Below are 26,134 nucleotides of genomic sequence, written 5' to 3' on the forward strand. Positions count from 1 at the left end.
GCGTCACGTTCGACGAGCTGAGAGCTCAGGGCTCAGCTTCGTCCTCCACCTCAGCCTCGGGCTCGTCCTCGGGCTCGTCCTCAGGCTCAGGCTGCACAACCGCATCCGGCCAGTAGGTCCGCCACTCGTCCTCGGTGATCGTCCCCAACGGTTTGACGTCGAGTTCCTCGGGAACGTCCTCCCCCCGACGGCCGGCGGCGATGTCGGATTCCGCCAACCGCACCGTGTCCATGAACTCCAGAACCGCACAGCGCAAGTCATTCTCGGCGTCGACGTCCGCCGATACCGTCACCGAGGTCAACGCGGCGGGAACGAGGTCGGCGGGCAGCCCGGCCTGGGCGACTCGGGCCAGCACCTTCTGCGCCAGCGCCAGCGCCGGTTGCCCGGTGGGCACGTCGTCCATCGACGAGCCACGCGCCTTCACCTTCTGCTCCTGGGCCTTACGCTCTTCCCACTGGGCCAGCTGCTCGTCGAGTGAAATCGATTCTCCGGCAAGCACTGCCGGCACCCGGTTGCCGAGTTTGCGTACCAGCGCGTCGGCGACGTCGTCGATGTCGAATGGGTGCACCGGCGCGTCCTCGGCGATGCGGGCATGGAACAGCACCTGCAGCAGCACGTCACCGAGTTCTTCGCGGAGTTCGTCGGCGTTCCCACCGCGCACCGCGTCGAACAGTTCGTAGGTCTCTTCCAACAGGTAGCGACGCAGCGAATCGTGGGTCTGCTCGCTCTCCCACGGCCCCGCGGTGCGCAGCTTGTCCATCATCGCGACGGCATCCACAATCCGCTCCCCAGCTTGCGCCCGAGGGGCCGCGATCAACCGGTCCCCCGCCGCCAGACGGGCCTTGACCGCTGGATGCTCCGGGTCCGAGGACAGCAGAACCGGAGCGTCCTCCCCGTCGTACGCGGGCCGCGCGGCCGGCAGCGACCACGGCACCTTGACCGGCATTTCCTCGGTGTATTGCACATCGCCGGTGAGCAGGTCGATCGCGTCGACCGGGATGAGCGACGGGCGGCGGGGGTCAACCAGTACCACGGTCATCGGGCTCCACCCCCTCACCTTGACGACGAGATTTGCTGATCTCGGTTATACCAACACTTGGCCGGACTTCGATGCACCTGGTGAACACGGCCAACGCGGCGATTCACCGACACCGGGCGGGGCCCCCACGGGATGGCCGCCCTGCCCGAAGGCAAGGCGGCCATCATGTCACAGGCCGTGGCCTACGACGCCGGCGGGAACTGGCCCTCCGGGATCACCCAGTGCCCCGGGGTCTGGTTGTAGAACGGGTTGGCCACCCCGTTCACCGTGGGCTGCGTCTCGAGCTGGCCGGGCGGAATTCCGAAGAACGGATTCGCAACTCCGTTGATGGTCGGCGAATTCACCAGCTGGCCAGGTGCGATATTGCCGTTCGGTTGCCGGAAGAAATTGTCTACCTCGGGAAACCGGACAGTCGGCACGTTCACGTCCGGAACGTTCACACTCGGCACATTCACATCCGGAACATTCACCCCGGGCACGGCCGGCCCGGGAACCGGAGGCGGCGGCGGCACGTCCGGAACGGCGTGCGCCAAGCCTGCACCCAGGCCAAACGCTCCGAGACCCAGTGCACCGGCCATTGAGGTGGTTACTGCGAACTTCTTGAAGTCCATGATCGCTCCTTCGCCTTGCGTCATCGCGACGAAATCCACCAGGTGGTGGCGATATCGCGTGATGTTCGGTTTGGGAAATTGCGTGACCGCCATATGTCCGACGACCTGCCGTCTCGTCCGGACGACAGCGCAATACCTTCGACCCCCCGACAGGTATGTCGGGTCGCAGCGTCGGTGCGTTAACAGCGGTTCGGCGATTCGGCCGGCGCGGAAGCCCAAAAAGGCACCACCACCAGGCGATCAGTCCGCAGAATTCAGTCCCGCGGTGATGTCGAAACTGCTCTGTGTTTGCCCGTTGAGTACCAGGACCAGCCCGGCCACCCACTGGACCAATTCCAGATCGCGAATACGCGGCGCACCGACACCGTCACCGGCACGCGGCAGGGGCACCTGCACGGTGGACGTCGTCGCCCGGTAGTGGCCACCCGGGTACATCCGCTTGAGCCTCAGCTGGGCGGAGTCCGGCAGGACCATCGGGGACAGTTTCACCGTCGAGGCCGACACCGCACCGATCTCGGTGATGCCGTACTCGCGGCACAACAGCCGGAGCCTGGCCACCGCAACGAGACGCTGCGCGGGCTCGGGCAGCGGACCGTACCGGTCGACGAGCTCGTCCACGACGGCGCGTACCGCGTCCTCGTCTGAGGCGGCGGCCAGCCGGCGGTAGCCCTCCAAGCGCAGCCGGTCACTGCCGATGTACTCCGGTGGCAGGTGCGCATCGACCGGCAGATCGACCCGCACCTCCTTCGGCTCCTGCGGGGTCGCAACGGTTTTCCCGTCGGCCGCCGCCCGGTAGGCCTCCACGGCCTCACCGACCAGCCGCACGTACAGGTCGAAGCCGACGCCCGCCACGTGGCCGGACTGCTCAACCCCCAACACGTTGCCGGCGCCGCGAATCTCCAGGTCCTTCATCGCCACCGCCATGCCCGCACCGAGTTCGTTGTTCTGCGCGATGGTGGCCAGGCGGTCATAGGCCGTCTCGGTCAGCGGCGAGTTGGGCGGATACAGGAAGTAGGCATAGCCACGTTCCCGGCTGCGGCCGACGCGACCACGCAACTGGTGCAGCTGTGACAGGCCGAACGTGTCGGCCCGCTCGACGATCAACGTGTTGGCGTTGGAGATGTCGAGGCCGGTCTCGACGATCGTGGTGCACACCAGGATGTCGTATTCGCGGTTCCAGAAGCCCTCGACGGTCTTCTCCAGGGTCTCCTCGTTCATCTGCCCGTGCGCGACAACGACTCTGGCCTCGGGCACCAACTGGCGGATCTTCGCGGCGGCCTGGTCGATCGTGCGGACCCGGTTGTGGATGTAGAACGCCTGCCCGTCGCGCAGCAGCTCGCGGCGCAACGCCGCGGCCACCTGCTTGTCGTCGTGCGGGCCGACGTAGGTCAACACCGGGTAGCGCTCCTCGGGCGGGGTGAGGATCGTCGACATCTCGCGGATGCCGGCCAAGCTCATCTCCAGGGTGCGCGGGATCGGGGTGGCGCTCATGGTGAGCACGTCGACGTGGGTGCGCATCGACTTGATGTGCTCTTTGTGCTCGACGCCGAAGCGCTGTTCCTCGTCAACGATGATGAGCCCCAGGTCTTTCCACGTCACGCCGGTCTGCAGCAGCCGGTGCGTGCCGATCACCACGTCGACCGACCCGTCGGTCATGCCCTCCATGGTGGCCCGCGATTCGGCCGGATCGGTGAACCGCGACAACCCCTTGACCGTCACCGGGAAACCTGCCATCCGGTTCGTGAAGGTCTGCAGATGCTGATCGGCCAGCAGCGTCGTCGGCACCAGCACCGCCACCTGCTTGCCGTCCTGCACGGCCTTGAACGCCGCGCGCACCGCGATCTCGGTCTTGCCGTAGCCCACGTCGCCGCAGATCACCCGGTCCATCGGAACCGGCTTCTCCATATCGGATTTCACCTCGGTGATGGCGGTCATCTGATCGATGGTCTCGGTGAAGCCGAACGCGTCCTCCATCTCGTTCTGCCACGGGGTGTCGGGTCCGAATGCGTGGCCGGGCGCCGACTGCCGCTTGGCGTACAGCGCCACCAGTTCACTGGCGATCTCACGAACCGCCTTGCGTGCCTTGGTTTTCGTGTTCGCCCAGTCGCTACCGCCGAGCTTGGACAACGACGGCGCCTCACCGCCGACGTAGCGCGACAGTTGATCCAGCGAGTCCATCGGCACATACAGCCGGTCCGACCCGCCGCCCCGCTTGGACGAGGCATATTCCAACACCAGGTATTCGCGACGGGCGCCGCCGACCACCCGCTCGGTCATCTCGACGAACTTGCCGATGCCGTGCTGATCGTGCACCACCAGGTCGCCGGCGGTCAGCGCCAGCGGGTCGACGACGTTACGGCGTTTGGCAGCAAGCTTTTTGCCCTCCGAGGCAGTGACCCGGTTACCGGTGAGGTCGGTCTCGGTGATGATGACCAGGTTGGCGCCGGGCAGGACGACACCGTCGTGCAGCGGACCCTTGAGCACCCCGACCACGCCGGGCTTCGGCGCCGCGCCGGGCTCCAACATCGCTGCGGGCGTATCGGATTCGCCGAGCTGTTCCACGACACGATGGGCCGTACCGGTACCGGGCGTGACGACCGCGGCGTACCCACCGGTGGCGACGTGGGCGCGCAGCATCGCGAAGATCTCGTCGAGGCTCTGCTGGCTGCGGGCCGATGGCGCCGGACGCAGATCGAGCTCGGGCGTCTTGCCGTCGGGCAGCTGGCTCAGGGTCCACCACGGGTGCCCACCGGCGATGGCGTCCTCACAGGCCTGGTCGAACGGGACGAACCCGGACGCGCCCAGCGCTTCGATGTCGATCGGGGCGTCCCCGCCGACAGCAGCCGTCGACCACGAGGCCTCCAGGAACTCCCGCCCCGTCTTGATCAGGTCGGCCGCCCGGGTCCGCACCTTCTCCGGGTCGCACAGCAACACCGGGGCGCCGTCGGGCAGATGGTGCGTCAGCGTCGTCGGCTGCACCGGGTGCAGCAACGGCAGCAGCGCCTCCATCCCGTCCACCGGGATGCCCTCGGCGAGTTTGGCCAGCATGTCGGGCACGCTGCCGGGGACGCTGTTCTCGTGCGTGGGGTGTTCGGCGGCGAGCACCGCGGCCCGCTCCCGCACGTCGGGCGTCATCAACAGTTCGCGGCACGGTACGGCGACCACGTTCTGCACCGGGATCTCGGGGATCGAACGCTGGTCGGCGATCGAGAACATCCGCATCTCGGAGATCTCGTCACCCCAGAACTCGACGCGCACCGGGTGCTCGGCGGTGGGCGGGAAGACGTCGAGGATGCCACCGCGCACGGCGAACTCCCCGCGTTTGCCGACCATGTCGACGCGGGTGTAGGCCAGGTCGACCAGCCGGGTGATGACGGATTCGAACTCGGTCTCGGCGCCGACGGTGAGGGTGACCGGCTCGACGTTGACGACGTCGGGCGCCATCGGTTGCAGCAGCGAGCGCGTCGTGGTGACCACCACGCGCAGCGGCGCACCCAGCGTCGCGTCGTCGGGATGGGCCAGCCGGCGCAGCAGCAACAGCCGGGCGGCGACGGTCTCCACCCCCGGAGACAACCGCTCGTGCGGCAGCGTCTCCCAGGACGGGAACAGCGCAACCGAATCGCCGAACACGCCGCGCAGCTCCGCGGTCAGGTCATCGGCCTCCCGGCCGGTGGCCGCGACCACCAGCAACGGGCCGTGCTGAGCCAGCGCGGTGGCCACCAGCACGCGGGCGCTGGCCGGCCCGACGAGTGCCAGATCGGCGGGCCGGTCGGCGGCGCGGTCAACGACGTCCTGCAGGGACGGATCGGTCAAAGCCAGCTCAACGAGACCCGCAATCGGGGTCTGGACATGGGTGTGCCCCGGTGCGGTCATGATGGGCCCCATTCTACGGCGCCCGATTTTTCCGCCCACCCCGCTCTCGACGGGCGATCATGGAGCAATGCTGCGTGTCGCGGTGGCCGTCGTCTCGGTGCTCACGGCTGTGCTGGCCGTGCTGTGGCTGACCACCCGAGGCGCCCCGCCGCAGCCCGCGGTACCGACCCACCTCGACCCCGACGGCGTACCCGACTTCGCCGCGTACCCCGCCGTCGATCCGACGCAGTACATCCTGCGCACAGGCCAGGGGTTTCCGGTCCAGGGGTTCCGCACGACCGACGGCTTCGTCTGCATGACCACCCAGCACCGGGCGATGTACGCCCTGGACTGCCGCGGCCCGTTCGTCGGCGCACCCGATGGGGCCAACCTCGCGCACCTGTTCAGCTACGGCACCGCCAACGGCGCAATCCCGATGAGCTTCACCCACACCGACGAGCCACTCTCCCCCGTCGACGGGTTGAGCGAGGAGGAGGCACCACTCCTGCCGGCCGGGCAACGCTTCGACGTGGGCAATGCCACCTGCCTCCACACCGACGACATCCGGCTGGCCTGCCGCATGGCCGATCCCGTCAACGGCAACGGGTTCATCGCCACCGCCACCGGGACGACGATGTTCGGACGGACGTGACTTTGGTGATCTGAGCTCGCTCCGGACGGTGCTAGGTTTCTCACAGCAAACCTTCAGACCGGAGCAGCGATGGGCGGAGCCTGCCGATGACCGTCACGATCTCCACCGTGACCGCGACCGACCCCGCCGCACTGTCCGATGCCGGCGCACGATTACAGGGCAAGATCGATCAGCTCAACAGGCTGATCGACACCCAACGCAACACCCTGACCAATCTGGCCGGCGGCTGGAAAGGTCCCGCGGCCGACGCGGCCCAGGCACGCGGCAACAAGAATCTGGAAATACAGACGGAGCTGCGGACTCGCCTGGAGAACACCCAGACCGCCTTGCGGGTGGGCGGGGCCAACCTCACCCCGCTGCGCACCGAAATCCACAACGTCGCCAACCAGGCGATGAGCCTCGGCGCCACCGTCAGCGACGACGGCACTGTCACCGCCCCGGGCGCGAGCCGGCTCATGACACCCAAGCTGGCCGCGGCATACACATCAGCACTGAAAAGCCTTCTGCAGCAGTTCGATTCCGTCGACCAATCCACTGCCAACTCCATCAAAATGAGCACGACGGGAACTGGCGACCCGAAAGCGGGCAACCTGGGCGATCAACCCGGATCGCCGGCCAAGCGCGATCTCGACAGCCTCAAGCCACCCGAAGGTGCGACCGATACCGAGGTCAATCAGTGGTGGGACTCGTTGAGCGAGGAAGAACAGAACCGGATCGTCACCGAGCGGCCCGACTGGATCGGAAACCTCGACGGGGTACCCGGCACCGCACGGGACCTGGCCAATCGCAATCGGCTGGGGACACTGCGCAACGATCCCAACCTGACCGACGAGGAAAAAGGCACCATTGCCGCGATCGACGATGCGCTGTCCAAAGACGACCGGCAGCTGCTCGTCCTGGATTTCGACGGCGAGCACCCGAAGGTCGCCGTCGCGGTCGGCAACGTCGACACGGCCGACCACGTCAGCGTGTACGTGCCCGGAACCGGCTCGGTGCCCTACGACAAGCCCAACGAGGGCAATGATCTGCCCACGTATGTGGAGCAGTCCGAGTGGCTGCGCAGTGAGACCGAGCGGGTGCTCGACAAAGCCGGCAAGGGCGACGAGACCGTCGCCACCGTGGCGTGGCTGGGTTACGAGCCGCCGTCCAATGTCGCCCAGGCCGGCAGCGCCCATTACGCCGACGACAATGCTCCCGAGCTGGCCTCGTTCATCAACGGGCTCGACAGTTCCCGCGACACCGATCCGCATCTCACCGTGCTCGGGCACTCCTACGGTTCGACGCTGGCGAGCGAGGCACTGCAGCGCGGCACCGCCACCGACGACGTCGTGTTCATGGGTTCACCGGGGCTGGAGACCAACCCGTGGCAGTTCGCCGGGCAGACCACACCGTCGGATCTGCATCTGACCGAAGGCCACGTGTTCGTCGAGCACGCCAAGAACGATGTCGTCGCCAACCTGGGCCGCTTCGGTTCCACGATCCCGTCGAGCCTGCCTGGTTTCATCGACCTGTCCACCAACGGCGAGACCACCGCTTTGGGTCCCCGCGACGAGTCGACCGGGCACAGCAAGTACTCCTTCGTGGACACCACTGCGCTCTACAACCAGGCGGTGGTCGTGGCAGGGTTGGGGCAGGACGAGGATTTCGTGAAGGTGGAGGATTGATGTGGCGTTTGGTAATCACGTTTCTGCTGGCCTTCGCGTTGACCGGCTGCGGTCCCATGTTTGAGTCCGAGTACCAAGGGCCCGCCGAAGGTGACTATGGCTACGGAGCTCCAGCAGAACTCGAACCACTCCTGGCCCGCCGCGACGCCGAAGAAGTCTTGGCCGACCGCGACCGGATGATCACCGAGATCACCGCCGAACTGTCTCGGATTGTGCCGGGCTCGACCTGGCTACCGAACCGCGATGAACGCAGCAGCGAATGTGGTGAATTCGGATCCACCGACGCCGAACGCTATTTCGGCCGCAACTGGGTCTCGAAAGTCCCAGTGCCGGCCGCGCTCTGGGACCAAGCGTCGCAGGCCGTCATCGACATCGCCGCCAAATACGGCTACACCGATGTCACCGGACGTAGCGAAAACCCCGTCGGCGACCAAGCTACCGACTTGACCATCAGCGACAGCGAGGACGGCAGGTTGTCATTCGGCTCGCAGACCAACGCGGTGCTGCAGGTCGTGACCGGCTGCTACCTCACCGCCGAGAACAAGCGCAAGGCGCGCGAAGCCGCACCCAAGTAGCCGGTCGACGGCGGACCTGCTAGCCCGGGATCTGGGATGAGCCGTCCTCGGCAGCGTCCTTGATCCTGGCCAACCGGCGGTCCCAACCGGCGGCGATGGTATCGAGCCGGCGCGCCACCTCGCTGAGCCGAGTGCCCACCGCCTCGTACTTGATCTCCCGCCCCACCCGTGCGGCGTGCACCAGACCGACGTCGGTGAGCACTTTCAGGTGTTTGGCGATGGCCTGGCGGCTGATCGGGAGCTCGTCGGCCAGCGCCGACGCGGATGCGGGCCGGCGCCCGAGTGCGACGAGAACCTGCCAGCGGCTGTCGTCGGCAAGCGCGGCGAAAACCTGTACCGGCGAGGCATTTTCATGCATCTGGTCAGGCATCCGAGGCGGCCCCGACCAGGTACTGCTCGGCGAGCCCGAGCTCAAGCGCCCAGCCGTCACTGTGATCGTCGAACCGGGACCGGCGGTCGGCCTCAGGCTCGGCGAGCGAGGCGAACCCGCTCTCGACGACCCGCAGCACCACGCCGGATGACGTTGGGGTGATCCAGAATTCGACGAGGGTGGACGAGCTGTCCGGGTCGTCGGCGTCGATATGCCACCGGAACGCCGCATAGCGTGGCGCATCGAGGGTGACGGTGCGCAACGCGAACCTCCCGTGCGTGGGGTCGGTGACGATGGCGACGTCACCGTCGCGGTCGATGCGGTGTTCGGTGATCTGCTCGTCGTTGATGTACCAGCCGGGTTCGCTCACCAAGTCCCAGACGCGTTGCGCTGGTGCGTCGATGGTGATCTCGCGCTCGATGCGGTCGTAGTCGGTGGTCATGTCGGGGTTTCCTCTCCAGCCTGCTGCAACCCAAGGGTTGCACATGAGGTCCCGGGATTGCAACCCTCAGGTTGCAGTTCGAGTTACTCCTCGTGCAGGACGGGGTCGGATTCCAGATGGGTCAGCCCGTTCCAGGCCAGGTTCACCACGTGCGCGGCCACCACCTCTTTCTTCGGTTCGCGCACGTCGAGCCACCACTGCGCGGTCATCGACACCGAACCGACCAGCGCCTGGGCGTACAGCGGCGCCAGGTCCGGATCGAGCCCGCGCCGGGAGAAGTCGCCGGCCAGGATCGAGGACACCTGGTTGACCGCGTCGTTGAGCAGCGTGGCGTAGGTGCCCGAGGTGATCGCCGCCGGTGAGTCCCGGATCAGGATGCGGAAGCCGTCGGTGTGCTCCTCGACGTAGGTGAGCAGCGCCAATGCCACCCGCTCGACCCTGACCCGCGACCGGTTGTTGGTCAGCGACGACGTGATGCCGTCCAGCAGCGCCGACATCTCCCGGTCCACCACCACGGCATAGAGGCCTTCTTTGCCGCCGAAATGCTCGTAGACCACCGGTTTGGAGACGTTGGCGCGGAGCGCGATCTCCTCGATCGAGGTGCCCTCATAGCCCCGCTCGGCGAACAACGACTTGGCGATTTCGATCAGTTGCTGTCGTCGTTCGTTACCGGTCATCCGGGCCCGGGGAGCCCGCACTTCCTTGTCGGGTGCTGCCACGCGTATCAGGCTAGACCGTTCGACTAGAGTCTCTCCCGAACATTCCGTCGTGGTGTAATCGGCAGCACCTCTGATTTTGGTTCAGATAGTTCAGGTTCGAGTCCTGGCGACGGAGCTCAAACTTCGGCGAATGACCGCCAAAGGCCAGTGCTGCGTGCGTGTCGATGCACAGACACCGTCGCTCGCGGAGAGAGGGGAACCCCTGTGTCGACCGAGGCCGCAGTCGTCGTACTGGCAGCAGGTGCCGGGACCCGAATGCGCTCGGACACCCCCAAGGTCCTGCACACCCTGGCCGGGCGCAGCATGCTCGCCCACGCGGTGCACACCGTGGCCAACGCCACCGCCCAGCACCTCGTGGTGGTGCTCGGCCACGACCGGGAGCGCATCGCCCCCGCGGTCGGCGAACTGGCCGACAAGCTGGGCCGCACCATCGACATCGCCATCCAGGACCAGCAGCTGGGCACCGGCCACGCCGTGGCCTGCGGCCTCAGCTCACTGCCCGACACATTCGCCGGCACGGTCGTGGTGACCTCCGGTGACGTCCCACTGCTCGACGCCGACACCCTGGCCGGGCTCATCGAAACCCACAGCGCCGCGACGGCGGCGGCCACCGTGGTCACCACCACCGTGCCCGACCCCACCGGCTACGGTCGCATCCTGCGCACGCAGGACAACGAAGTGATCGGCATCGTCGAGCAGGCCGACGCCACCGAGTCGCAACGGGCGATCCGGGAAATCAACGCCGGGGTCTACGCCTTCGACATCGCCGACCTGCGCTCGGCGCTGAGCCGGCTGAGCTCGAACAACGCCCAGCAGGAGCTCTACCTCACCGACGTCATCGCGATCGTGCGCCAGGACGGCCGCGCCGTACGGGCCATGCACGTCGACGACAGTGCCCTGGTGGCCGGCATCAACGACCGGGTGCAGCTGGCCGATCTGGCCGCCGAGCTCAACCGCCGCATCGTGGCCCGCCACCAGCGCGCCGGGGTGACGATCGTCGACCCGGCCACCACCTGGATCGACGTCGACGTCACCATCGGCCGCGACACCGTCGTCCGCCCCGGCACCCAGCTGCTCGGCACCACCGAGATCGGCGCCCATGCCGAGATCGGACCCGACACCACGCTGACCGACGTCGAGGTCGGTGACGGCGCGTCGGTGGTACGCACCCACGGTCAGCTCGCCGTGATCGGGCCCGGCGCCACCGTCGGCCCGTTCACCTACCTGCGGCCCGGCACCGTCCTGGGCACCGACGCCAAGCTCGGCGCGTTTGTCGAGACCAAGAACTCGACCATCGGCACCGGCACCAAGGTGCCGCACCTGACCTACGTGGGCGACGCCGACATCGGCGAGCACAGCAACATCGGCGCCTCCAGCGTGTTCGTCAACTACGACGGCGAGAGCAAGCACCGCACCACCGTCGGCTCCCACGTGCGTACCGGCTCGGACACCATGTTCATCGCCCCGGTCACCGTCGGCGACGGTGCCTACACCGGTGCCGGCACCGTGCTGCGCGACGACGTCCCGCCCGGTGCGCTGGCAGTCTCCGACAACGCCCAGCGTGTGTTCGAGGGCTGGGTGGAACGCAAGCGTCCCGGCTCGGCCGCCGCGGAAGCGGCCCGCAAGGCAAATGAGGCCGACGACTGAGCGTTGAGAACGCGTTGTGCCGCGATTTGGGGTCAGCATGTGGCTGCAGATCGCGGCGCTGACGGTCTTTGTCCGAGATTTCAAAAGCCCAGTCAGGCCGCCAGGTCGAGCAGATCGAACTCGCAGCCCGGCCCACAGACATGCCCGCTCACCTCGATCCCGTGCCGCCGCATCACTTGGGCAACCTTCGCAGCAGTCCGACACGGTCGGTCGAATACCTGCCGGTATGACAGCCGGACAGTCGACAAGCCCTCCACCGCGGCATCGAGATCACGCTCGAAATCCTTGTTCCGCGCCGACAACGAATCGTGGAACACGCGACCGTCGAGTTCGACCACAAGCCGTTGCCCGTACTCGGTATCGCGATAACAAACACCTACCGACGAGGTAGACCGTTTCTGCCTATCCGCCCGCGGCAGCCCGTGCGCCCGCTCCACGCGACTGAGATACCCGTGTTCGAGGACCGAGCACGTGCCCTCGGCGATATCCAGCAGTATTGCCCGTATCCAGCGGCGACGGCGCACTCGTCGGCGAGCATCGAGTGCGGAGAGCAAATGCCGCGCTGTGGTCCGCCGCGACTGACAGGCATTGGCCAGGACCGCAACAGCGCCCAATTCGGTCGTCGCACGGCAGGCAACGTCGAGCGCAGCTTCCTCGTAGCGCATCCGCGGCGGCCCGACATGCCACAGGACCCGCTCCTCGAGGTGCGCGAAATGGTGGATACGGACGCCGGGCGGCTCTGCCAACGAGGTCCGTTTGCGGGCGACGCCGACGTGGATCACAGAGCCATCGTCCGACAAGACCGATTCGAGGCACAGTGCGGCCGGAGCCGCATAAAGCACTGCCGCCCAGGCCCGTTGCAACCAGCTCAACGGTCCGGTGTGGTCGACGTACACGCCATCGTGGACCCGCGCCCACTCGTTGCGCCTGAGCAACCTCCGGATATCGTGCTGCTCCATTCCTGCATCGAGCGCTTGTCGGCGCGAGATGACCCCAGCCTGGTGTCGAAGCACGTGGTCGATATCCACGCTGCCATGGTGGTACGCCCCAGCCACCAGCCACCAGCCACCAGTACCGCATCGACGGTCTGTGGATAACCCGTTGTGCCGCGATTTGGGGTCAGCATGCGGCTGCAGATCGCGGCGCTGATGGTCTTTGTCCGACGTTTCGCGTTGGCAATCTGGTAACCCGGCTACGAACAACCAGAAACGCTACGTACGATTGCTCCGTATCGATCCCCAACCGCGAAGGCAGCCATAGTGGCCACGGACTGGACCGACAATCGAAAAAACTTGATGCTGTTCTCGGGGCGTGCGCACCCCGAGTTGGCGGAGCAGGTGGCCAAGGAACTCGGCATCGAGGTCACCGCACAGACTGCCCGGGACTTTGCCAACGGCGAGATCTTCGTCCGGTTCGACGAGTCTGTTCGCGGTTGCGACGCGTTCGTCCTGCAGAGCCACCCGGCACCGCTGAACCAGTGGTTGATGGAACAGCTCATCATGATCGACGCGCTCAAGCGCGGTAGCGCCAAGCGGATCACCGCGATCCTGCCGTTCTACCCGTATGCGCGTCAGGACAAGAAGCACCGCGGCCGCGAGCCCATCTCGGCCCGCCTGGTCGCCGACCTGCTCAAGACCGCCGGTGCCGATCGCATCGTCTCAGTGGATCTGCACACCGATCAGATCCAGGGCTTCTTCGACGGCCCCGTCGATCACATGCGGGGGCAGTCCCTGCTGTGCGGCTACATCGCCGACAACTACGCCGGCTCGGACATGGTGGTCGTCTCCCCCGACTCGGGCCGCGTGCGGGTGGCCGAGAAGTGGGCCGACTCGCTCGGCGGCGTCCCGCTGGCCTTCATCCACAAGACCCGCGACCCGCTGGTGCCCAACCAGGTGGTGTCCAACCGGGTGGTCGGTGACGTCAAGGGCAAGACCTGCATCCTGACCGACGACATGATCGACACCGGCGGCACCATCGCCGGCGCGGTCAAACTGCTCAAGCAGGACGGCGCCAAGGACGTGGTGATCGCGGCCACCCACGGTGTGCTGTCCGAACCGGCGCCCCAGCGTCTGGCCGACAGCGGCGCCCGCGAGGTGATCGTCACCAACACGCTGCCGATCACCGAGGACAAGCAGTTCCCGCAGCTGACCGTGCTGTCGATCGCGCCGCTGCTGGCCAGCACCATCCGCGCGGTGTTCGAGAACGGTTCGGTGACCGGGCTGTTCGACGGGTCGGCCTAACGACGAGCGCTTGCGCGAGGAGTAATTCAATACAGTGGCTGTCATCTATCACAACCCGAAATGCTCGACCTCCCGCAAGACCCTGGAGCTGTTGCGCGAGAACGGGATCGAGCCTGAGGTGGTGCAGTACCTCAAGACCCCGCCGACGCGTGACGAGATCAAGCAGCTGATCGCCGACGCCGGGATCGACGTGCGCACCGCGGTACGCAAACGCGAATCCCTCTACACCGAACTCGGTTTGGCCGACGCGACCGACGAGCAACTGCTCGACGCCATGGCCGAGCATCCGATCCTGATCGAACGTCCCTTCGTCGTCACCGACAACGGCACCCGGTTGGCCCGGCCGATCGATTCGGTGCGCGAGATTCTGTGAGGCGGCTGCTCGCCACGGCCGGTGCGCTGGCGGTCGTGCTCACCGGTTGTGGCTCCGAAACCCCGGACTACCAGTCGATCTGGACCACGAGTTCGACGACTCCGCCCCCGGACGCCGAAGGTCAGCCGGTACCGCTGTGGCAGTACCTGGAGGAGTCCGGGGTGGTCGGCGAACCCGTTGCGCCGGAGAAGATCCCGCACCTGACCGTCACCATGCCGACACCGGGGGGATGGCACCCCTACAACAACCCGAACCTGGCTCCGGGCACCCGGATGATCGCCAAGGGCAACACCTATCCCACCGCGATGCTGCTGGTGTTCGCATTGCACGGTGATTTCGACGTGCCCAAGGCGCTCAGAGAACACGGCAACGCCGACGCCAAACTGTCGGAAAACTTCAAGCAGCTCAACGCCTCCCACGACGACTGGAAGGGCTTTCCGTCGTCGATGATCGAGGGTAGCTACGACCTCAACGGCAAGCGCATGCAGACCTACAACCGCGTCGTCATCGCAGCCGACAGCCTGCAACCCCCACAGCGCTACCTCGTGCAGCTGACCGTCACCACCTACGCCGACGAGGCCCAGCAGCAGGGGCCTGACATCGAATCGATCATCGCGGGCTTCAACATCGCCAAGAAGTAACCGTAAGGTATCGGCATGAGTGGATGGACCAGCGCCGACCTGCCCTCGTTTTCCGGCCGCAGGGTGATCGTCACCGGCGCCAACAGCGGGCTCGGTCTCGTCACCGCCCGTGAGCTCGCCCGAGCCGGCGCCAAGGTCACCGTCGCGGTGCGCAACCTGGAGAAGGGCACCGCAGCCGCCGAGACCATGACCGGTGGTCAGGTCGAGGTACGCAAACTCGACCTGCAGAACCTGGCCTCGGTGCACGAGTTCGCCGACACCGTCGAGAGCGTCGACGTGCTGGTCAACAACGCCGGCATCATGGCGGTTCCGCTGAGCCGGACCGTCGACGGCTTCGAGAGCCAGATCGGCACCAACCACCTGGGCCATTTCGCGCTGACCAACCTGCTGCTGCCGAAGATCGCCGACCGGGTGGTCACGGTGTCGTCGCTGATGCACTGGATCGGGCACATCAGCCTGCGGGATCTGAACTGGAAGTCGCGGCCGTACTCCGCGTGGCTGGCCTACGGGCAGTCCAAGCTGGCCAATCTGATGTTCGCCTCCGAGCTGCAGCGGCGGTTGACGGCGTCGGGCTCGCAGGTGCGCGCGCTGGCCGCCCACCCCGGCTACTCGGCCACCAACCTGCAGGGCCAGACCGGCAACAAGTTCGGCGAGCGGATGATGGATGTCGCCAACCGGGTATTCGCCAGCGACCCGACGTTCGGTGCCCGTCAGACGCTGTACGCCGTGTCCCAGGACGTCCCCGGGGACAGCTTCATCGGCCCGCGGTTCGGCCAGTTCGGCCCCAGCCAGCCGGTCGGGCGCAGCCCGCTGGCCCGCAAAGTCGAGACGCAGAAGGCGCTGTGGCGGCTTTCCGAGCAGCTCACCGGCACCCGGTATCCGTTGTAGGCCGGCGGCGCGATTTTTTGCCCGGCGGCCTTCTTTGCTACCCTGACCTGGCGTCACGGCGAGGGTGGACCCTGTGGACCACCGTTATCGACGGGAACTTCTCAAGTGTTGCGACCTTGCCGTGCTGACGATCTGACCGCAGTACCGCAATAGAGGAGCAACATCATGGCCAAGACCAAAGCCAACGTCCCCAACAAGCTCACCGCCGCCGTGCGCACCCGCACCGGTAAGGGCGCATCGCGTCAGGCCCGTCGGGACGGCAAGGTGCCCGCCGTGCTCTACGGCCACGGCACCGACCCCCAGCACCTGGAGATCAACGCCCGCGAGTTCGCCGCGGTGCTGCGCCACGCGGGCACCAACGCGGTGCTGACCCTGGACATCGAGGGCACCGAGCAGCTGGCCCTGACCAAGGCCCTGGACATCCACCCGATCCGACGCAACATCCAGCACGCCGACCTCCTGGTCGTGCGCCGCGGCGAGAAGGTGAACGTCGAGGTCACCATCACCGTCGAAGGTGACGCCGCGCCGGGCACCCTGGTGACCCAGGACACCAACACCATCGAGATCGAGGCCGAGGCGCTGTCCATCCCCGAGCACCTGACCGTGTCGATCGAGGGCTTCGAGGCCGGCACCCAGATCCTGGCCGGCCAGATCGAGCTGCCCGCCGGCGTGTCGCTGGTGTCGGACCCCGAGCTGCTGGTGATCAACATCGTCGAGGCGCCGAGCGCCGAGGCACTCGAGTCCGAGGGCGCCGGCGAGGCCGCCGAGGCTCCGGCCGAGGAGCCGGCTGCCGAGGCCGTCGAAGAGTCCGAGTAGTCACTGAGCCGAGACACTCAGGGCATTCCACGAATGGCCGAGCCGCTGCTGGTGGTGGGCCTGGGAAATCCCGGGCCCGCCTACGCCAAGACCAGACACAACGTCGGGTTCATGGTTGCCGACGTGCTGGCCGCCCGCATCGGCTCGGCCTTCAAGGTGCACAAGAAATCCGGCGCCGAGGTGATCACCGGACGGCTCGCCGGGGCTCCGGTGGTGCTGGCCAAACCACGGTGCTACATGAACGAGTCCGGCCGTCAGGTGGGGCCGTTGGCCAAGTTCTACTCGGTGCCGCCGGGCCGGGTGGTGGTGATCCACGACGAGCTCGACATTGATTTCGGCCGCATCCGGCTCAAGGTCGGTGGCGGCGAGGGCGGCCACAACGGATTGCGTTCGGTGGCAGCAGCCTTGGGCAGCAAGGACTTTCAACGCGTCCGCATCGGCGTAGGACGCCCCCCGGGTCGCAAGGATCCGGCTGCTTTCGTGCTGGAGGCGTTCACCGCCGCCGAACGCGCCGAGGTGCCGACGATCTGCGAGCAGGCCGCCGACGCCACCGAGCTGTTGATCGCCCAAGGCCTCGAGCCGGCCCAGAACACCGTGCACGCCTGGTGATTTCCCCGCGCGAGCACCTCACCAGGAAAACGCGCGGTCGAGGGTCAGGATCCGTTCGGCCGGCCCATACCAGCCCTGCGGTGCGTATTGGTCAGTGTGCAGGTAACACTGCACCCGCACCTCGCGGCTGCCCGGGCGGAAGGTGAGCAGCCGGCTGATCGGTAGTGTTGTGATCGGCATGTGATGGCGACTGAGCGACGCCACATTCATGAAATACGTTTCACCCCAAGCCTTCTCGATATGCGACTTGCCGCCGTGACGGTCGTCGGGATGGGTGTGCGTGTGTCCGGCCAACCACAGTGCCACCGCACCTGGATGCTCGCTGAGGTAGCGCTCGAAGGCCCCGGAATCCGGCTTGCCGCCCACCCAGTAAAGATAGGACGCGGCCTGCGGCGTCCCCTCCAGGAACGGCCGGTGGTAGTGCTCGTAGAGTTTCCCGTCGGCACCGCGACGCACTCCTTCCCACTCCCCGGACGCCACCGTGGTGTCCTTGAGGACGTAGTGGTGCACCGTGATGATGATCGAATCACGGTTATGCTCAACCATGTTCGCCCACCACTGGAATGTCTCGGCGGACACGACGCCGCCGGGGTTGCCGCCGAGGGTGCCCCTGCCGACCGTCTGTGACGGCTCGTTGCGGTCACTGAGCATCAGGAACAGCAGGTTGCCCACCCGGAACGAATACCGTTCCCAGGTCCCGCTGACCGGGTAGGGCCGGGCGCCGGCGTCGACGCCCGAATGCGCGGTGTGCGCACCCAGTGGGTCGATCCACTTCTGCCACCACCACGCGTCGGGTTCGCAAAGCCCACTGCGATCGTGGTTTCCGCAGACGGAGTAGACATCCTCGCGGCGGTGCCTGCGCAGCGCCGCGAACTGCCGGACGACCTCGCGGCCCTCGGCGTCGTCGGGGAGGCTGAGATGCGCACCGGACATGTCCCCGACGTCCACGGCGATGTCCCAGTCGAATGGCGGACCACCCTGTGCACCGCCGAATTCGGAGTGCCCGATGGCCTCGGCCAGGCTGTCTCTGCCGAAGGGCTTGTCGGTACCGACGTGGGCGTCACCGAATGCCCAGAGCCGAAACTCGTCATGCTGTGTCCCCATTGCCGCAGAACGCTAGTCGCCGCGGCGGGGCTGGTCGGCCATTGTCCTCATCGTGATTCGACGGGTGGACAGCCCGCGAAGGTGCGCAAAATGATGCCGCGAGCGGCGTGTCGGCAAGGCAGACACGCACGCTCGCGGTGCAGCGTTGGTTACCGGCAGTGCCGGCAGTCAGCGGCAGTTACCGGCGGCCACCGGGCATACCGAGCCACGGGAACACCGGGATGTTGGCCGGCGGCGCCACGGTGCCGGGCCGGGCCTTGATCGACGTGCTGCCGTTGGTGGTGCAGATGGTCTTGGTGGCGGTGTCCTGGCACGTCGGCCGGGCGCTGGCGACCGGAGCCGAAATCATCGACACCGCAGCCAAACCCGCCATCAGCAACGCCGTCTTGCTGCGAGTTGTCATCATCAATTTCCCCTTCCGGGCTACGACCGAGATACCAGAGTTGTCAGGCGCGATAGGCGCTGGCATCCGCTCGCTCATCAGGGGCAGGCCGATACGACGACAGGAGAATCCGCATCGAGCGGGGTGTTGTTCGCCGCCGCCCGGTTGAAGGCATCCGCACGAGCATCCTCGACGGTGGTCCCGGCGCCGCCGGCCACGGCATGGTTGCTGGGGCTGGCCACCGACACGATGCACAGCCTGTCGTTGGTGACCTCGTCGGCGGTGCACTCGACACCACCAGCCTGCGTGCACGCCGCGATCACCGCGGCCGAGGCCTCTTCACTGGTGTCACCGGTGGCGGTGAAACCCGCAATGGTGTCGATGAATTCGCCGGTACCGACGGCGGCAAAGATGTCTTCAGGATCCTCGACATAGCCACCTGGACCACCGGCCCATGCAGTGCCTGCCGTGACGCCCGCAGCGATAACGCCCGCTGCCGCGATCGCCGAAATCAAGCGGGTATTGACCATGCTGGTCCTCTCGTCTTATTGAATTCTGCAGCAGTATAACCAGCATGTTCGCCGTTTCGCGCGACAACAAAACGCGCCGACGGGCAGTGTTCAACCCGCAGACAAGTCCCGATAACGGGTTACTGGGTGACGAGAGAAACCGAGTTCGCCCGGCGCAGCTTGCCCGACGGGGTCTTCGGGATGCTGCCCGGCCCGAGCACCACGACGTTGCGCGGCCGCATGTCGACCTCGGAGACCACCTCGTGGGCCACCTGATGCTCGATCCGGCGCACCTCGGCCGGATCCTGCCAGGCATTGGATTCCACTGCGACAGCGAAGGTTTCGCGCGAGTGCCCGGCATCCAGCCGGACCGCCACGGCACAGCCGGGGCGCACGCCCTCCACCCGGCCCGCCGCTCGTTCGATGTCGGTCGGGTAGATGTTGCGTCCGGCCATGATGATCACGTCCTTGACGCGGCCACACACGATGACGTTGCCCTCCTCGGTGATGTAGCCGAGGTCGCCGGTGTCGTACCAGCCGTGCTCATCCTGGGCCGGCAGGAAGCCACCCATGGTGATGTAGCCCGGGGTCAGCGATTCGCCGCGCAACTCGATGACGCCGACGCCGCGGGCCGGCATCACGTCGCCGTTCTCGTCGACGACGCGGGCCTCCAGGTCCTGCAGCAGCGGGCCGAGCGAGGCCAGCCGCCGGGTGTTGCCCTTGGTGGCGGGCACGGCGCGGCGCAGCGCGGCCAACAGGTCGGCGTCGACCTCGTCGACCACCAGGCCGGCGTCGCACGGTGAGAACGACACTGCCAGGCAGGTCTCGGCCATGCCGTAGGCCGGCAGGATCGCCGACGGCGCCAGCCCGAACGGCTTACCCGCATCGATCAGGTCCTCGACGTCGGCCGGCTCCACCGGCTCGGCGCCCGACAGCGCGAAGCGCAGCGTGGACAGGTCGTACTCGCCGGGCTTGGCCTGGCGACGCAGCCGCTTGGCGAACAGCGCGTAGGCGAAGTTGGGCGCCGCGGTCATGGTGCCCTTGTATTTGGTGATGAGCTTGGCCCACAGCAGGGTGTCGCGCAGGAAGTCCATCGGCGTCACCTTGACCAGCTCGGCGCCGAAGTACATCGGAATGGTCAGGAAGCCGACCATGCCCATGTCGTGGAAGCAGGGCAGCCAGCTCACCATGACGTCCTTGTCGACGTCGTACTGGGCGCCGATGAACATCGCCTCGGCGTTGGAGTGGATGTTGCGGTGGGTGATCTGCACGGCCTTGGGCGATCCGGTGGATCCGGAGGTCAGCTGCATGAGCGCCAGATCGTCCTCGCCGGTCTCCACCGGGTCGATCGGGTCGGCGGCCAGCAGGTCGGCGATCTTGACGACCTTGATGCCTTTTTCTTCGAGCACCGGGATGGCCACCAGGAACGGCTCGGAGACGATGACCGCGTCGGCCTCGATCATGCCGATCACGTTCATGGTGTCTTCGGCCCACACCGCGAGGTCGGTGCGCGGGGTCGGCTGGTGCAGCATGGTCAGGCTCGCGCCGCGCATCCAGACGCCCTGGGCGGTCGGGGCGATCTCGACCGGGAAGCCGGCCAGCACGCCGACGGCGTCGCCGTGACCGATACCGGCGGCGGCCAGACCGCCTGCGATGCGCCGAGCCCGCTCGTGAACCTCACCCCAGGTGTGGCGAATCGGCTCGTGCGGCTCGCCGGTCACCATGCCGCGTTTGCTCTCCCGAGCATTGCGGAACATCTTCTCGGTGAATCTGCTCACGACGACCTCCTTGGCTTCCGCGGCCCCGCCGCAGACGACAGTGCGCCGCGTGCAGTAGCCCGGGTATCCATGCTCCGCCCGCCGTGCACCGCTTTTGGATAGGCGCGCGCACACAATTGGGGAGCAGTTATGTCTCGATCAGGTGATGCTGCCGGACCGGTTTCACACCTGGGCGACCGTCCACCCGCAGAGGTGGCGGGCGCGGAAGTCGACTCCGAAGAAAGACCGCTAGCATTCACCGTCGATCATCTTAAGAGACCCTTAAGTAACTGCCAAACCCTCGCGTCGATTGAGTCTTGGGTCACACCTCACCGCAGGGCTCATACCGAGGTGGACGGCGCCGGAACCACCCGGGCACCACTGACCGGCCCGCTGGCCACCCGCACCGTCCGGCACACCCCGGCGCCGGCCAATTGCACCCCGACGTCCACCGCCGTCGTCGACGACGGACACAGGAACGCGCACGTCGGGCCCGATCCGGACACGATGCCGGCCAGCGCACCGGCCTCCACCCCGGCCCGCAGCGTGCGGCGCAGATCCGGATACAGGCTCAGCGCCGCCGATTGCAGGTCATTGCCCAGCAGGGCGGCCAGTTCGGCCGCATCACCGGACGCCAGCGCGGCCAGTACCGGTTCCGGATCCTCGACCCGCGGCGGGCCGCCGGCCGAGGCGTCGGCCCGCAACCGGTCCAGCTCACCGAACACCTTCGGGGTGGACAACCCGCGGTGCGCGAAGGCCAGCACCCAGTGGAAGGTGTTACGGGCCAGCACGGTGGCCAGTTCCTCGCCCCGGCCCGAGCCCAGGGCGGTACCGCCGTGCAGGGCGAACGGCACGTCACTGCCCAGTTGGGCGGCCAGGGCGTGCAGATCACGCCGGGGCACCCCGAGCTCCCACAGCGTGTTCATGGCCACCAGCACCGCGGCCGCGTCAGCGCTGCCACCGGCCATGCCCCCGGCCACCGGGATCGACTTGTCGATGCTGATCGCCACGTCCGGTGAGCGGCCCACGTGCTCGGCCATCAGTTCGGCGGCCTGCCAGGCCAGGTTGCGTTCGTCGGTGGGCACCGACTCCACGCCTTCCCCCTCGACCGTCAGCGACAGCATGTCGGCGTTGCGCACCGTCACCTCGTCGAGCAGCGACACGGCGTGGAACACCGTGGTGAGGTCGTGATAGCCGTCGTCGCGGGTGTCCCCGACCGCCAGGTACAGATTGACCTTGCCGGGGACGCGTACGGTCACCGAGCCGGTGGGGACCCACTCGGACGCGGTGCTGCCGTCGGATGCTGACACGGCCACGACACTATCGCCGCCCCCGCCCGATTGTCGGTGAACTTAAGCTGAGACGGTGCCCTCACCGCAGGTGTTCGTCGCCGGCTACACCGCGGTCGACGTCATAGGCCACGGCGGCTCGGCGGTGGTCTATGCGGCCCGCTCCGCCGACGGCGCCACCGTCGCACTCAAGGTTCTCGACGAGGCGCACCGCGCACCCGAGCAGCTGGCCCGGCTCCAGCGCGAGGTCGACTTCGCCCGCCGGCTCTCCGACCCCGGCATCGTCACGGTGTACGACGCGGGCCCGGGCTGGCTGGTGATGGAACTGCTCAGCGGTGGCACGGTGACCCAGCTGCCCGGCCCGGCACAACGGTTTCTGGCGTCGACCCAGATCGCCGCCGCACTCGACCACGCACACCGCCGCGGCATCGTGCACTGCGACGTCAAACCCGCCAACATCCTTGTCGACAAACCCTTTTCCCGTGCCGTGCTGGTGGACTTCGGCGTCGCGCATTCGATGGCCGAGGATGTGGCCGCCCGACTGGCCCACGGCCCGGGCACCCGGCTGAGCCTCGACCCGGCCAGACGCATCACCCGTCAGGCCCGCGCACCGCACCCGAACGTCCAAGCGTCACTGCCGTATTCGGCCCCCGAACTCCTGTGCGGCCGCAATCCGGTGTCGGCCACCGATCAGTACGCGCTGGCCTGCACCGCCGTCGAACTGCTGACCGGATCACCACCGTTTACCGCAGATACCGCGTCGAGCCTGATCGACCAGCAGCTACACAGCCCGCCACCACGAATATCGCGGCGCTGCAGTCAGATCCCGCGGACCGCGGACTCGATCATCGCCAGGGCCTTGGCCAAGGACCCCGAACGGCGGCACGCGTCGTGCACCGAGTTCATCGGCCTGCTCACCGCGGCGGTCAGCTCCCCAACGTGAAGAAGGTCGCGAGATTATCGGATAATCTCGCGACCTTCTTCACATTCGGCACGGACCTAGTGTGCGGCCTCGACCTCGGCCTCCTTGGCCCGCTGCAGCAGCCGGACGAAGTCGGCGATCCCCAGCGTCTCGCCGCGGCGCGACGGGTCGATGCTGGCGGCCAGCAGCCGCTCGGCCGACTCGTTGCCCGACCCGGCCCAGTCCGCGAACGCGTTGCGCGAGGTCTTGCGGCGCTGCGCGAAACCGATGTCGATGAGCCCGAACACCTCATCGCGGAACGCAGCGTCGGTGGGCCACGGCGACGTCTCGTACCGGTCGATCCGGACCAGCCCGGAGTACACCCGCGGGATGGGCCAGAACACCGTCGGCGACACCATGCCGTGCCGGCGCACGTTTCCGTAGAAACGCACCTTGGCACTGGGCACGCCGTAGTCCTTGCCACCCGGTTCGGCCCCCAAACGCTCGGCCACCTCGGCCTGCACCATGACCATGACCGTGCGAATCGATGGGAATTCGGCCAGCAGGTGCAGCAGCGCGGGCACCGCCACGTTGTAAGGCAGGTTCGCCACCAGCGCGGTCGGCTGCTCGGTCAGATCCGACGGCATCAGCGTCAGGATGTCCTGGTTGATAACGGTGAGCCGGTTGATCTCGCTGTGTGAATGGTCGGCGATGGTGGCCGGCAATTGCTTGGCCAGTACCGGGTCGATCTCCACAGCGGTCACCCGCGCGCCGCGATCCAGCAGCGGCAGGGTCAGTGACCCCAGACCCGGTCCAACCTCCAGCACATGGTCGTTCCGGTGGATACCGGAGGCCGACACGATGCGCCGAACAGTGTTCGCATCATGAACGAAATTCTGGCCAAAGGCCTTGCGTGGCCGAAAGTCGATTTCTTTCGCCAAGCGTCTTATCTCGGTCCGCCCGAGCAATCGAATAGTCAGCGCGCCCCAATCCTCCCGCTACACACTGGCCAAGCTCCCCAACCCTGCCGGGCCTGCGTCACCGTAGCAATCGCAATCTGCTCTTCTCTTGTCGCCAGATCGGCCCTCGGAGCATACCGCAGACCGCCCTGTCGCTCCCAGGTGTTTTGGTCGAATTGGACGCCGCCAAAAAATCCGTTACCTGTGTTAATGGCCCAGTTACCTCCCGCTTCGCACTGCGCGAGCGAGTCCCACTGGGCCCCGTTGCTGACCGGCGGAACTTCGGTGCCGGGCTTTGCTCCGACCCGCAGCACGCCGTCCCGGGCCGGTGTGATGACGACATTGGCTACTGGCAGCCTGCCGGTCTCCACCCCGTTGACCTTGGCTACCGCGTACGTCACGTCCTGGGTGCCCGGGGCGCCGGGATCCTCCACGACCTGACGGCTCATGTTGAGCGTGGTGTCCTCGATGCGCTTGTTGTCCGGAGCCAACGGCGCCCGCTCGGTCACCTTCTCGATCCGAATACGGGTCACGTGGACCTGCATACCCTCGGTGACCGGGCTCGATGCCGGCGGATCCACGGTGTCGTTCTGCTCCAGCGGCGCGCCGGCCGCGGCCAGCAGACCGGCCACGTTCGGGGCGGCCAGATGCACCGTCGACACCTTGCCGCCGTCGTCGATGGTGACGTCCTTGGCACTGACCACCGGCAGGGCCATCCCGGCCAACGGCACCCGGCTACCGCGAGACGCCGCCGCCGGCGCCTTGTCGGTCATCTTCAGCTGTGCCAGGGCCTCGTCCACCGTGGAGGCGGTGGTCCACACCTGCTTGCTGTCTTCACCGTCCAGCGACAATTCCAGCGGCCGGCTGCGGCGCAACACGATGGTGTCGGACTGGTGCACGTCCTCCCCGGCGGCCGGGTAGAGATCGTCACGGTCACCGACGGAAAATCCGTTCTCCTCGACCACATCGATCACCCGGGACTTCATCGTGGTCACGGTCATCGGCGCGCCGTCGACGCTCAAGGTGACGGTCTTGTGCGACTCGACGGCGTAGCCGCCGGCCGCGGTGAGCGTGACCAGCAGGGCCCCGACCACGCCACGCAGCAGCGGCGATCGGGATTCATGAAGTTTGTTGAGCGCGTCCATATCACCCGCATTTCGGCCCGACGGCAGCGGTCAGCGCCGACGGTAGAGGTTTGATCACAAGACGGTAACGAAAAGGTCGAGCCGCGGCAACTAGAGCCGGGAACTCCCGTTAAGTCCGTACACCCGCGCCGCAGTGGCTGCGGTCTCGGACGCGACCTCCTCGGCGGGCCGGTCCAGCAACTCTGCGAGTGCCCGGACAGTGTATGGCAGGCAGTACGGCTCGTTCGGCGCGCCGCGGAACGGGTGCGGGGTCAGAAACGGCGCGTCGGTCTCCACCAGGAGCTGCCCGGGCGGGATCAACCGGGCGGCTTCCCGCAGCTCAGCGGCGTTTCGGAAGCTCACCGTGCCCGACAGGCTCAGCACCCAGCCGGCCGCCACACACGTGTGGGCCATCTCCGGTCCCGACGAAAAACAGTGGAAGATCACTGTCTCGGGCGCCCCTTCGGCGCGCAGCACGTCGAGCACGTCGGCGTCGGCGTCCCGGTTGTGGATCATCAGCGGCTTGCCGGTGCGCTTGGCCAGATCGATGTGCCAGGCGAAACCGTCACGCTGCTGCGCCGGCGTCGCGCACCCCTCCAACCGGCCCGGCCAGTACAGGTCCATCCCGGTCTCCCCGACCGCCACGACACGGGGGTGCACGGCGAGGCGCTCCAGCTCCGCCCTGGCCCCCTCGTCGAGCGCATTGGCCCGGGTGGGATGCAGTGCCACCGCCCCGAAGACCCGGTCGTCGGCCTCCACGGCCGTCGTCACCCAGCGCGCCGAGTCCAGGTCATCGGCGATGGTGACCACCTGGCCGACCCCGACGGCGGCCGCGCGGTCCACGATCGCCCGGACCTCCTCGGCGCTCTGCGCGCCGCAGGCGTCCAGGTGCGTGTGCGCGTCGACCAACGGCGCCAGCGGCTCCGGCGCCGGCGGCTTCTCCCTGGCTGAGCGTTTCGAACCCACCGCAA

General features: G+C 67.2%; 26 protein-coding genes and 1 tRNA gene. 12 read left to right on the top strand and 15 right to left on the bottom strand.

The genetic code is table 11. From position 1 onward, the window contains the following. Positions 1–25 precede the first annotated feature (25 nt). The 3 genes from FR943_RS21810 to mfd form a co-directional block, all read right to left on the bottom strand. Positions 26–1,039, bottom strand: coding sequence for a nucleoside triphosphate pyrophosphohydrolase (locus tag FR943_RS21810; protein WP_217160343.1), 1,014 nt, complete (start codon positions 1,037–1,039; stop codon positions 26–28). Between the two features lie 182 nt (positions 1,040–1,221). Continuing rightward, positions 1,222–1,743, bottom strand: coding sequence for a hypothetical protein (locus tag FR943_RS21815; protein WP_308170625.1), 522 nt, complete (start codon positions 1,741–1,743; stop codon positions 1,222–1,224). A 147-nt stretch (positions 1,744–1,890) separates the two neighbouring features. Next, on the bottom strand, positions 1,891–5,523 hold the full coding sequence (gene mfd, locus FR943_RS21820; RefSeq protein WP_217160344.1) for a transcription-repair coupling factor: 3,633 nt from the start codon (positions 5,521–5,523) through the stop codon (positions 1,891–1,893). 67 nt (positions 5,524–5,590) lie between these two features. Between mfd and FR943_RS21825 the strand changes: the two genes are divergently transcribed. The 3 genes from FR943_RS21825 to FR943_RS21835 all read left to right on the top strand — a co-directional run bounded on the left by FR943_RS21825 (position 5,591) and on the right by FR943_RS21835 (position 8,393). Beyond that, complete coding sequence (locus FR943_RS21825) at positions 5,591–6,154, top strand: hypothetical protein (RefSeq protein ID WP_217160345.1); 564 nt, start codon at positions 5,591–5,593, stop codon at positions 6,152–6,154. 86 nt (positions 6,155–6,240) lie between these two features. Further along, positions 6,241–7,818 (top strand): alpha/beta hydrolase, encoded by a 1,578-nt coding sequence (locus FR943_RS21830; RefSeq protein WP_217160346.1) that lies wholly within the window; start codon positions 6,241–6,243, stop codon positions 7,816–7,818. After that, entirely contained in the window at positions 7,818–8,393 is a 576-nt protein-coding gene (locus tag FR943_RS21835; RefSeq protein ID WP_217160347.1) for an LppA family lipoprotein, read from the top strand. The genes FR943_RS21830 and FR943_RS21835 overlap by 1 nt, the downstream gene beginning before the upstream one ends. 19 nt (positions 8,394–8,412) lie before the next feature. Here the strand turns inward: FR943_RS21835 and FR943_RS21840 are convergent, their stop codons facing one another. From FR943_RS21840 to FR943_RS21850, 3 genes are all read right to left on the bottom strand, one after another. Further along, entirely contained in the window at positions 8,413–8,763 is a 351-nt protein-coding gene (locus FR943_RS21840; RefSeq protein ID WP_246585173.1) for an ArsR/SmtB family transcription factor, read from the bottom strand. Then, positions 8,756–9,205, bottom strand: coding sequence for an SRPBCC domain-containing protein (locus FR943_RS21845; protein WP_217160348.1), 450 nt, complete (start codon positions 9,203–9,205; stop codon positions 8,756–8,758). The genes FR943_RS21840 and FR943_RS21845 overlap by 8 nt, the downstream gene beginning before the upstream one ends. A gap of 83 nt (positions 9,206–9,288) precedes the next feature. Next, positions 9,289–9,882, bottom strand: coding sequence for a TetR/AcrR family transcriptional regulator (locus FR943_RS21850; protein WP_217160440.1), 594 nt, complete (start codon positions 9,880–9,882; stop codon positions 9,289–9,291). A gap of 85 nt (positions 9,883–9,967) precedes the next feature. Here FR943_RS21850 and FR943_RS21855 point away from each other — a divergent pair. Both FR943_RS21855 and glmU read left to right on the top strand, forming a co-directional pair. Next, positions 9,968–10,039: transfer RNA gene (locus tag FR943_RS21855), tRNA-Gln, on the top strand. An 89-nt stretch (positions 10,040–10,128) separates the two neighbouring features. Then, on the top strand, positions 10,129–11,571 hold the full coding sequence (glmU, locus tag FR943_RS21860; RefSeq protein ID WP_217160349.1) for a bifunctional UDP-N-acetylglucosamine diphosphorylase/glucosamine-1-phosphate N-acetyltransferase GlmU: 1,443 nt from the start codon (positions 10,129–10,131) through the stop codon (positions 11,569–11,571). A 92-nt stretch (positions 11,572–11,663) separates the two neighbouring features. Here glmU and FR943_RS21865 read toward each other — a convergent pair whose 3' ends face one another. Then, positions 11,664–12,599 carry a type IV toxin-antitoxin system AbiEi family antitoxin domain-containing protein gene (locus tag FR943_RS21865; RefSeq protein WP_217160350.1) on the bottom strand — a complete coding sequence of 312 codons (936 nt, stop codon included), beginning with the start codon at positions 12,597–12,599 and terminating at the stop codon, positions 11,664–11,666. A gap of 231 nt (positions 12,600–12,830) precedes the next feature. Between FR943_RS21865 and FR943_RS21870 the strand changes: the two genes are divergently transcribed. From FR943_RS21870 to pth, 6 genes are all read left to right on the top strand, one after another. Next, positions 12,831–13,811, top strand: a complete 981-nt coding sequence (locus tag FR943_RS21870; protein ID WP_217160351.1) for a ribose-phosphate diphosphokinase — start codon at positions 12,831–12,833, stop codon at positions 13,809–13,811. 34 nt (positions 13,812–13,845) lie between these two features. Continuing rightward, positions 13,846–14,184: an arsenate reductase (glutaredoxin) gene (gene arsC / locus FR943_RS21875; protein WP_217160352.1), complete on the top strand. Its 339-nt coding sequence runs from the start codon at positions 13,846–13,848 to the stop codon at positions 14,182–14,184. Beyond that, positions 14,181–14,825, top strand: coding sequence for an LpqN/LpqT family lipoprotein (locus FR943_RS21880; protein WP_217160353.1), 645 nt, complete (start codon positions 14,181–14,183; stop codon positions 14,823–14,825). Before arsC ends, FR943_RS21880 begins: the two co-directional genes overlap by 4 nt. A 15-nt stretch (positions 14,826–14,840) precedes the next feature. Next, positions 14,841–15,713 (top strand): oxidoreductase, encoded by an 873-nt coding sequence (locus FR943_RS21885; RefSeq protein WP_217160354.1) that lies wholly within the window; start codon positions 14,841–14,843, stop codon positions 15,711–15,713. 165 nt (positions 15,714–15,878) lie between these two features. Beyond that, positions 15,879–16,529 carry a 50S ribosomal protein L25/general stress protein Ctc gene (locus FR943_RS21890; protein WP_217160355.1) on the top strand — a complete coding sequence of 217 codons (651 nt, stop codon included), beginning with the start codon at positions 15,879–15,881 and terminating at the stop codon, positions 16,527–16,529. A gap of 33 nt (positions 16,530–16,562) precedes the next feature. Beyond that, on the top strand, positions 16,563–17,138 hold the full coding sequence (gene pth, locus FR943_RS21895) for an aminoacyl-tRNA hydrolase (protein WP_217160356.1): 576 nt from the start codon (positions 16,563–16,565) through the stop codon (positions 17,136–17,138). An 18-nt stretch (positions 17,139–17,156) separates the two neighbouring features. Here the strand turns inward: pth and FR943_RS21900 are convergent, their stop codons facing one another. The 5 genes from FR943_RS21900 to FR943_RS21920 all read right to left on the bottom strand — a co-directional run bounded on the left by FR943_RS21900 (position 17,157) and on the right by FR943_RS21920 (position 22,200). Beyond that, positions 17,157–18,242: a metallophosphoesterase gene (locus FR943_RS21900; RefSeq protein WP_217160357.1), complete on the bottom strand. Its 1,086-nt coding sequence runs from the start codon at positions 18,240–18,242 to the stop codon at positions 17,157–17,159. Between the two features lie 178 nt (positions 18,243–18,420). Then, positions 18,421–18,648 carry a hypothetical protein gene (locus FR943_RS21905; RefSeq protein ID WP_246585174.1) on the bottom strand — a complete coding sequence of 76 codons (228 nt, stop codon included), beginning with the start codon at positions 18,646–18,648 and terminating at the stop codon, positions 18,421–18,423. A 74-nt stretch (positions 18,649–18,722) separates the two neighbouring features. Further along, a complete protein-coding gene (locus FR943_RS21910; protein ID WP_217160358.1) occupies positions 18,723–19,154 on the bottom strand; it encodes a DUF4189 domain-containing protein in 432 nt (143 codons plus the stop codon). Between the two features lie 119 nt (positions 19,155–19,273). After that, positions 19,274–20,911 (bottom strand): fatty acyl-AMP ligase, encoded by a 1,638-nt coding sequence (locus tag FR943_RS21915; RefSeq protein WP_217160359.1) that lies wholly within the window; start codon positions 20,909–20,911, stop codon positions 19,274–19,276. 320 nt (positions 20,912–21,231) lie between these two features. Then, entirely contained in the window at positions 21,232–22,200 is a 969-nt protein-coding gene (locus FR943_RS21920; protein ID WP_217160360.1) for a 4-(cytidine 5'-diphospho)-2-C-methyl-D-erythritol kinase, read from the bottom strand. A gap of 55 nt (positions 22,201–22,255) precedes the next feature. Between FR943_RS21920 and FR943_RS21925 the strand changes: the two genes are divergently transcribed. Further along, positions 22,256–23,122: a serine/threonine-protein kinase gene (locus tag FR943_RS21925; protein WP_217160361.1), complete on the top strand. Its 867-nt coding sequence runs from the start codon at positions 22,256–22,258 to the stop codon at positions 23,120–23,122. A gap of 56 nt (positions 23,123–23,178) precedes the next feature. On the opposite strand, the gene rsmA is transcribed toward FR943_RS21925, so the two are convergent. The 3 genes from rsmA to FR943_RS21940 all read right to left on the bottom strand — a co-directional run bounded on the left by rsmA (position 23,179) and on the right by FR943_RS21940 (position 26,129). Beyond that, positions 23,179–24,060: a 16S rRNA (adenine(1518)-N(6)/adenine(1519)-N(6))-dimethyltransferase RsmA gene (rsmA, locus tag FR943_RS21930; RefSeq protein ID WP_217160442.1), complete on the bottom strand. Its 882-nt coding sequence runs from the start codon at positions 24,058–24,060 to the stop codon at positions 23,179–23,181. Next, complete coding sequence (locus FR943_RS21935) at positions 24,057–25,184, bottom strand: resuscitation-promoting factor (protein WP_217160362.1); 1,128 nt, start codon at positions 25,182–25,184, stop codon at positions 24,057–24,059. The genes rsmA and FR943_RS21935 overlap by 4 nt, the downstream gene beginning before the upstream one ends. A 90-nt stretch (positions 25,185–25,274) precedes the next feature. Beyond that, complete coding sequence (locus FR943_RS21940) at positions 25,275–26,129, bottom strand: TatD family hydrolase (RefSeq protein ID WP_217160363.1); 855 nt, start codon at positions 26,127–26,129, stop codon at positions 25,275–25,277. Positions 26,130–26,134: the final 5 nt, after the last annotated feature.

This window comes from [Mycobacterium] fortunisiensis (assembly GCF_019050325.1).
Lineage (GTDB): Bacteria > Actinomycetota > Actinomycetes > Mycobacteriales > Mycobacteriaceae > Mycobacterium > Mycobacterium fortunisiensis.

Bases quoted from the DNA above. Each gene is read 5' to 3' on its own strand.
- FR943_RS21905 (WP_246585174.1), bottom strand. From the start codon at position 18,648: ATGATGACAACTCGCAGCAAGACGGCGTTGCTGATGGCGGGTTTGGCT.
- FR943_RS21830 (WP_217160346.1), top strand. From the start codon at position 6,241: ATGACCGTCACGATCTCCACCGTGACCGCGACCGACCCCGCCGCACTG.
- FR943_RS21900 (WP_217160357.1), bottom strand. From the start codon at position 18,242: ATGGGGACACAGCATGACGAGTTTCGGCTCTGGGCATTCGGTGACGCC.
- FR943_RS21850 (WP_217160440.1), bottom strand. From the start codon at position 9,882: ATGACCGGTAACGAACGACGACAGCAACTGATCGAAATCGCCAAGTCG.
- FR943_RS21935 (WP_217160362.1), bottom strand. From the start codon at position 25,184: ATGGACGCGCTCAACAAACTTCATGAATCCCGATCGCCGCTGCTGCGT.
- FR943_RS21835 (WP_217160347.1), top strand. From the start codon at position 7,818: ATGTGGCGTTTGGTAATCACGTTTCTGCTGGCCTTCGCGTTGACCGGC.
- FR943_RS21825 (WP_217160345.1), top strand. From the start codon at position 5,591: ATGCTGCGTGTCGCGGTGGCCGTCGTCTCGGTGCTCACGGCTGTGCTG.
- FR943_RS21890 (WP_217160355.1), top strand. From the start codon at position 15,879: ATGGCCAAGACCAAAGCCAACGTCCCCAACAAGCTCACCGCCGCCGTG.
- FR943_RS21840 (WP_246585173.1), bottom strand. From the start codon at position 8,763: ATGCCTGACCAGATGCATGAAAATGCCTCGCCGGTACAGGTTTTCGCC.
- mfd (WP_217160344.1), bottom strand. From the start codon at position 5,523: ATGACCGCACCGGGGCACACCCATGTCCAGACCCCGATTGCGGGTCTC.
- FR943_RS21910 (WP_217160358.1), bottom strand. From the start codon at position 19,154: ATGGTCAATACCCGCTTGATTTCGGCGATCGCGGCAGCGGGCGTTATC.
- FR943_RS21845 (WP_217160348.1), bottom strand. From the start codon at position 9,205: ATGACCACCGACTACGACCGCATCGAGCGCGAGATCACCATCGACGCA.
- pth (WP_217160356.1), top strand. From the start codon at position 16,563: ATGGCCGAGCCGCTGCTGGTGGTGGGCCTGGGAAATCCCGGGCCCGCC.
- FR943_RS21885 (WP_217160354.1), top strand. From the start codon at position 14,841: ATGAGTGGATGGACCAGCGCCGACCTGCCCTCGTTTTCCGGCCGCAGG.
- FR943_RS21810 (WP_217160343.1), bottom strand. From the start codon at position 1,039: ATGACCGTGGTACTGGTTGACCCCCGCCGCCCGTCGCTCATCCCGGTC.
- FR943_RS21815 (WP_308170625.1), bottom strand. From the start codon at position 1,743: ATGGCGGTCACGCAATTTCCCAAACCGAACATCACGCGATATCGCCAC.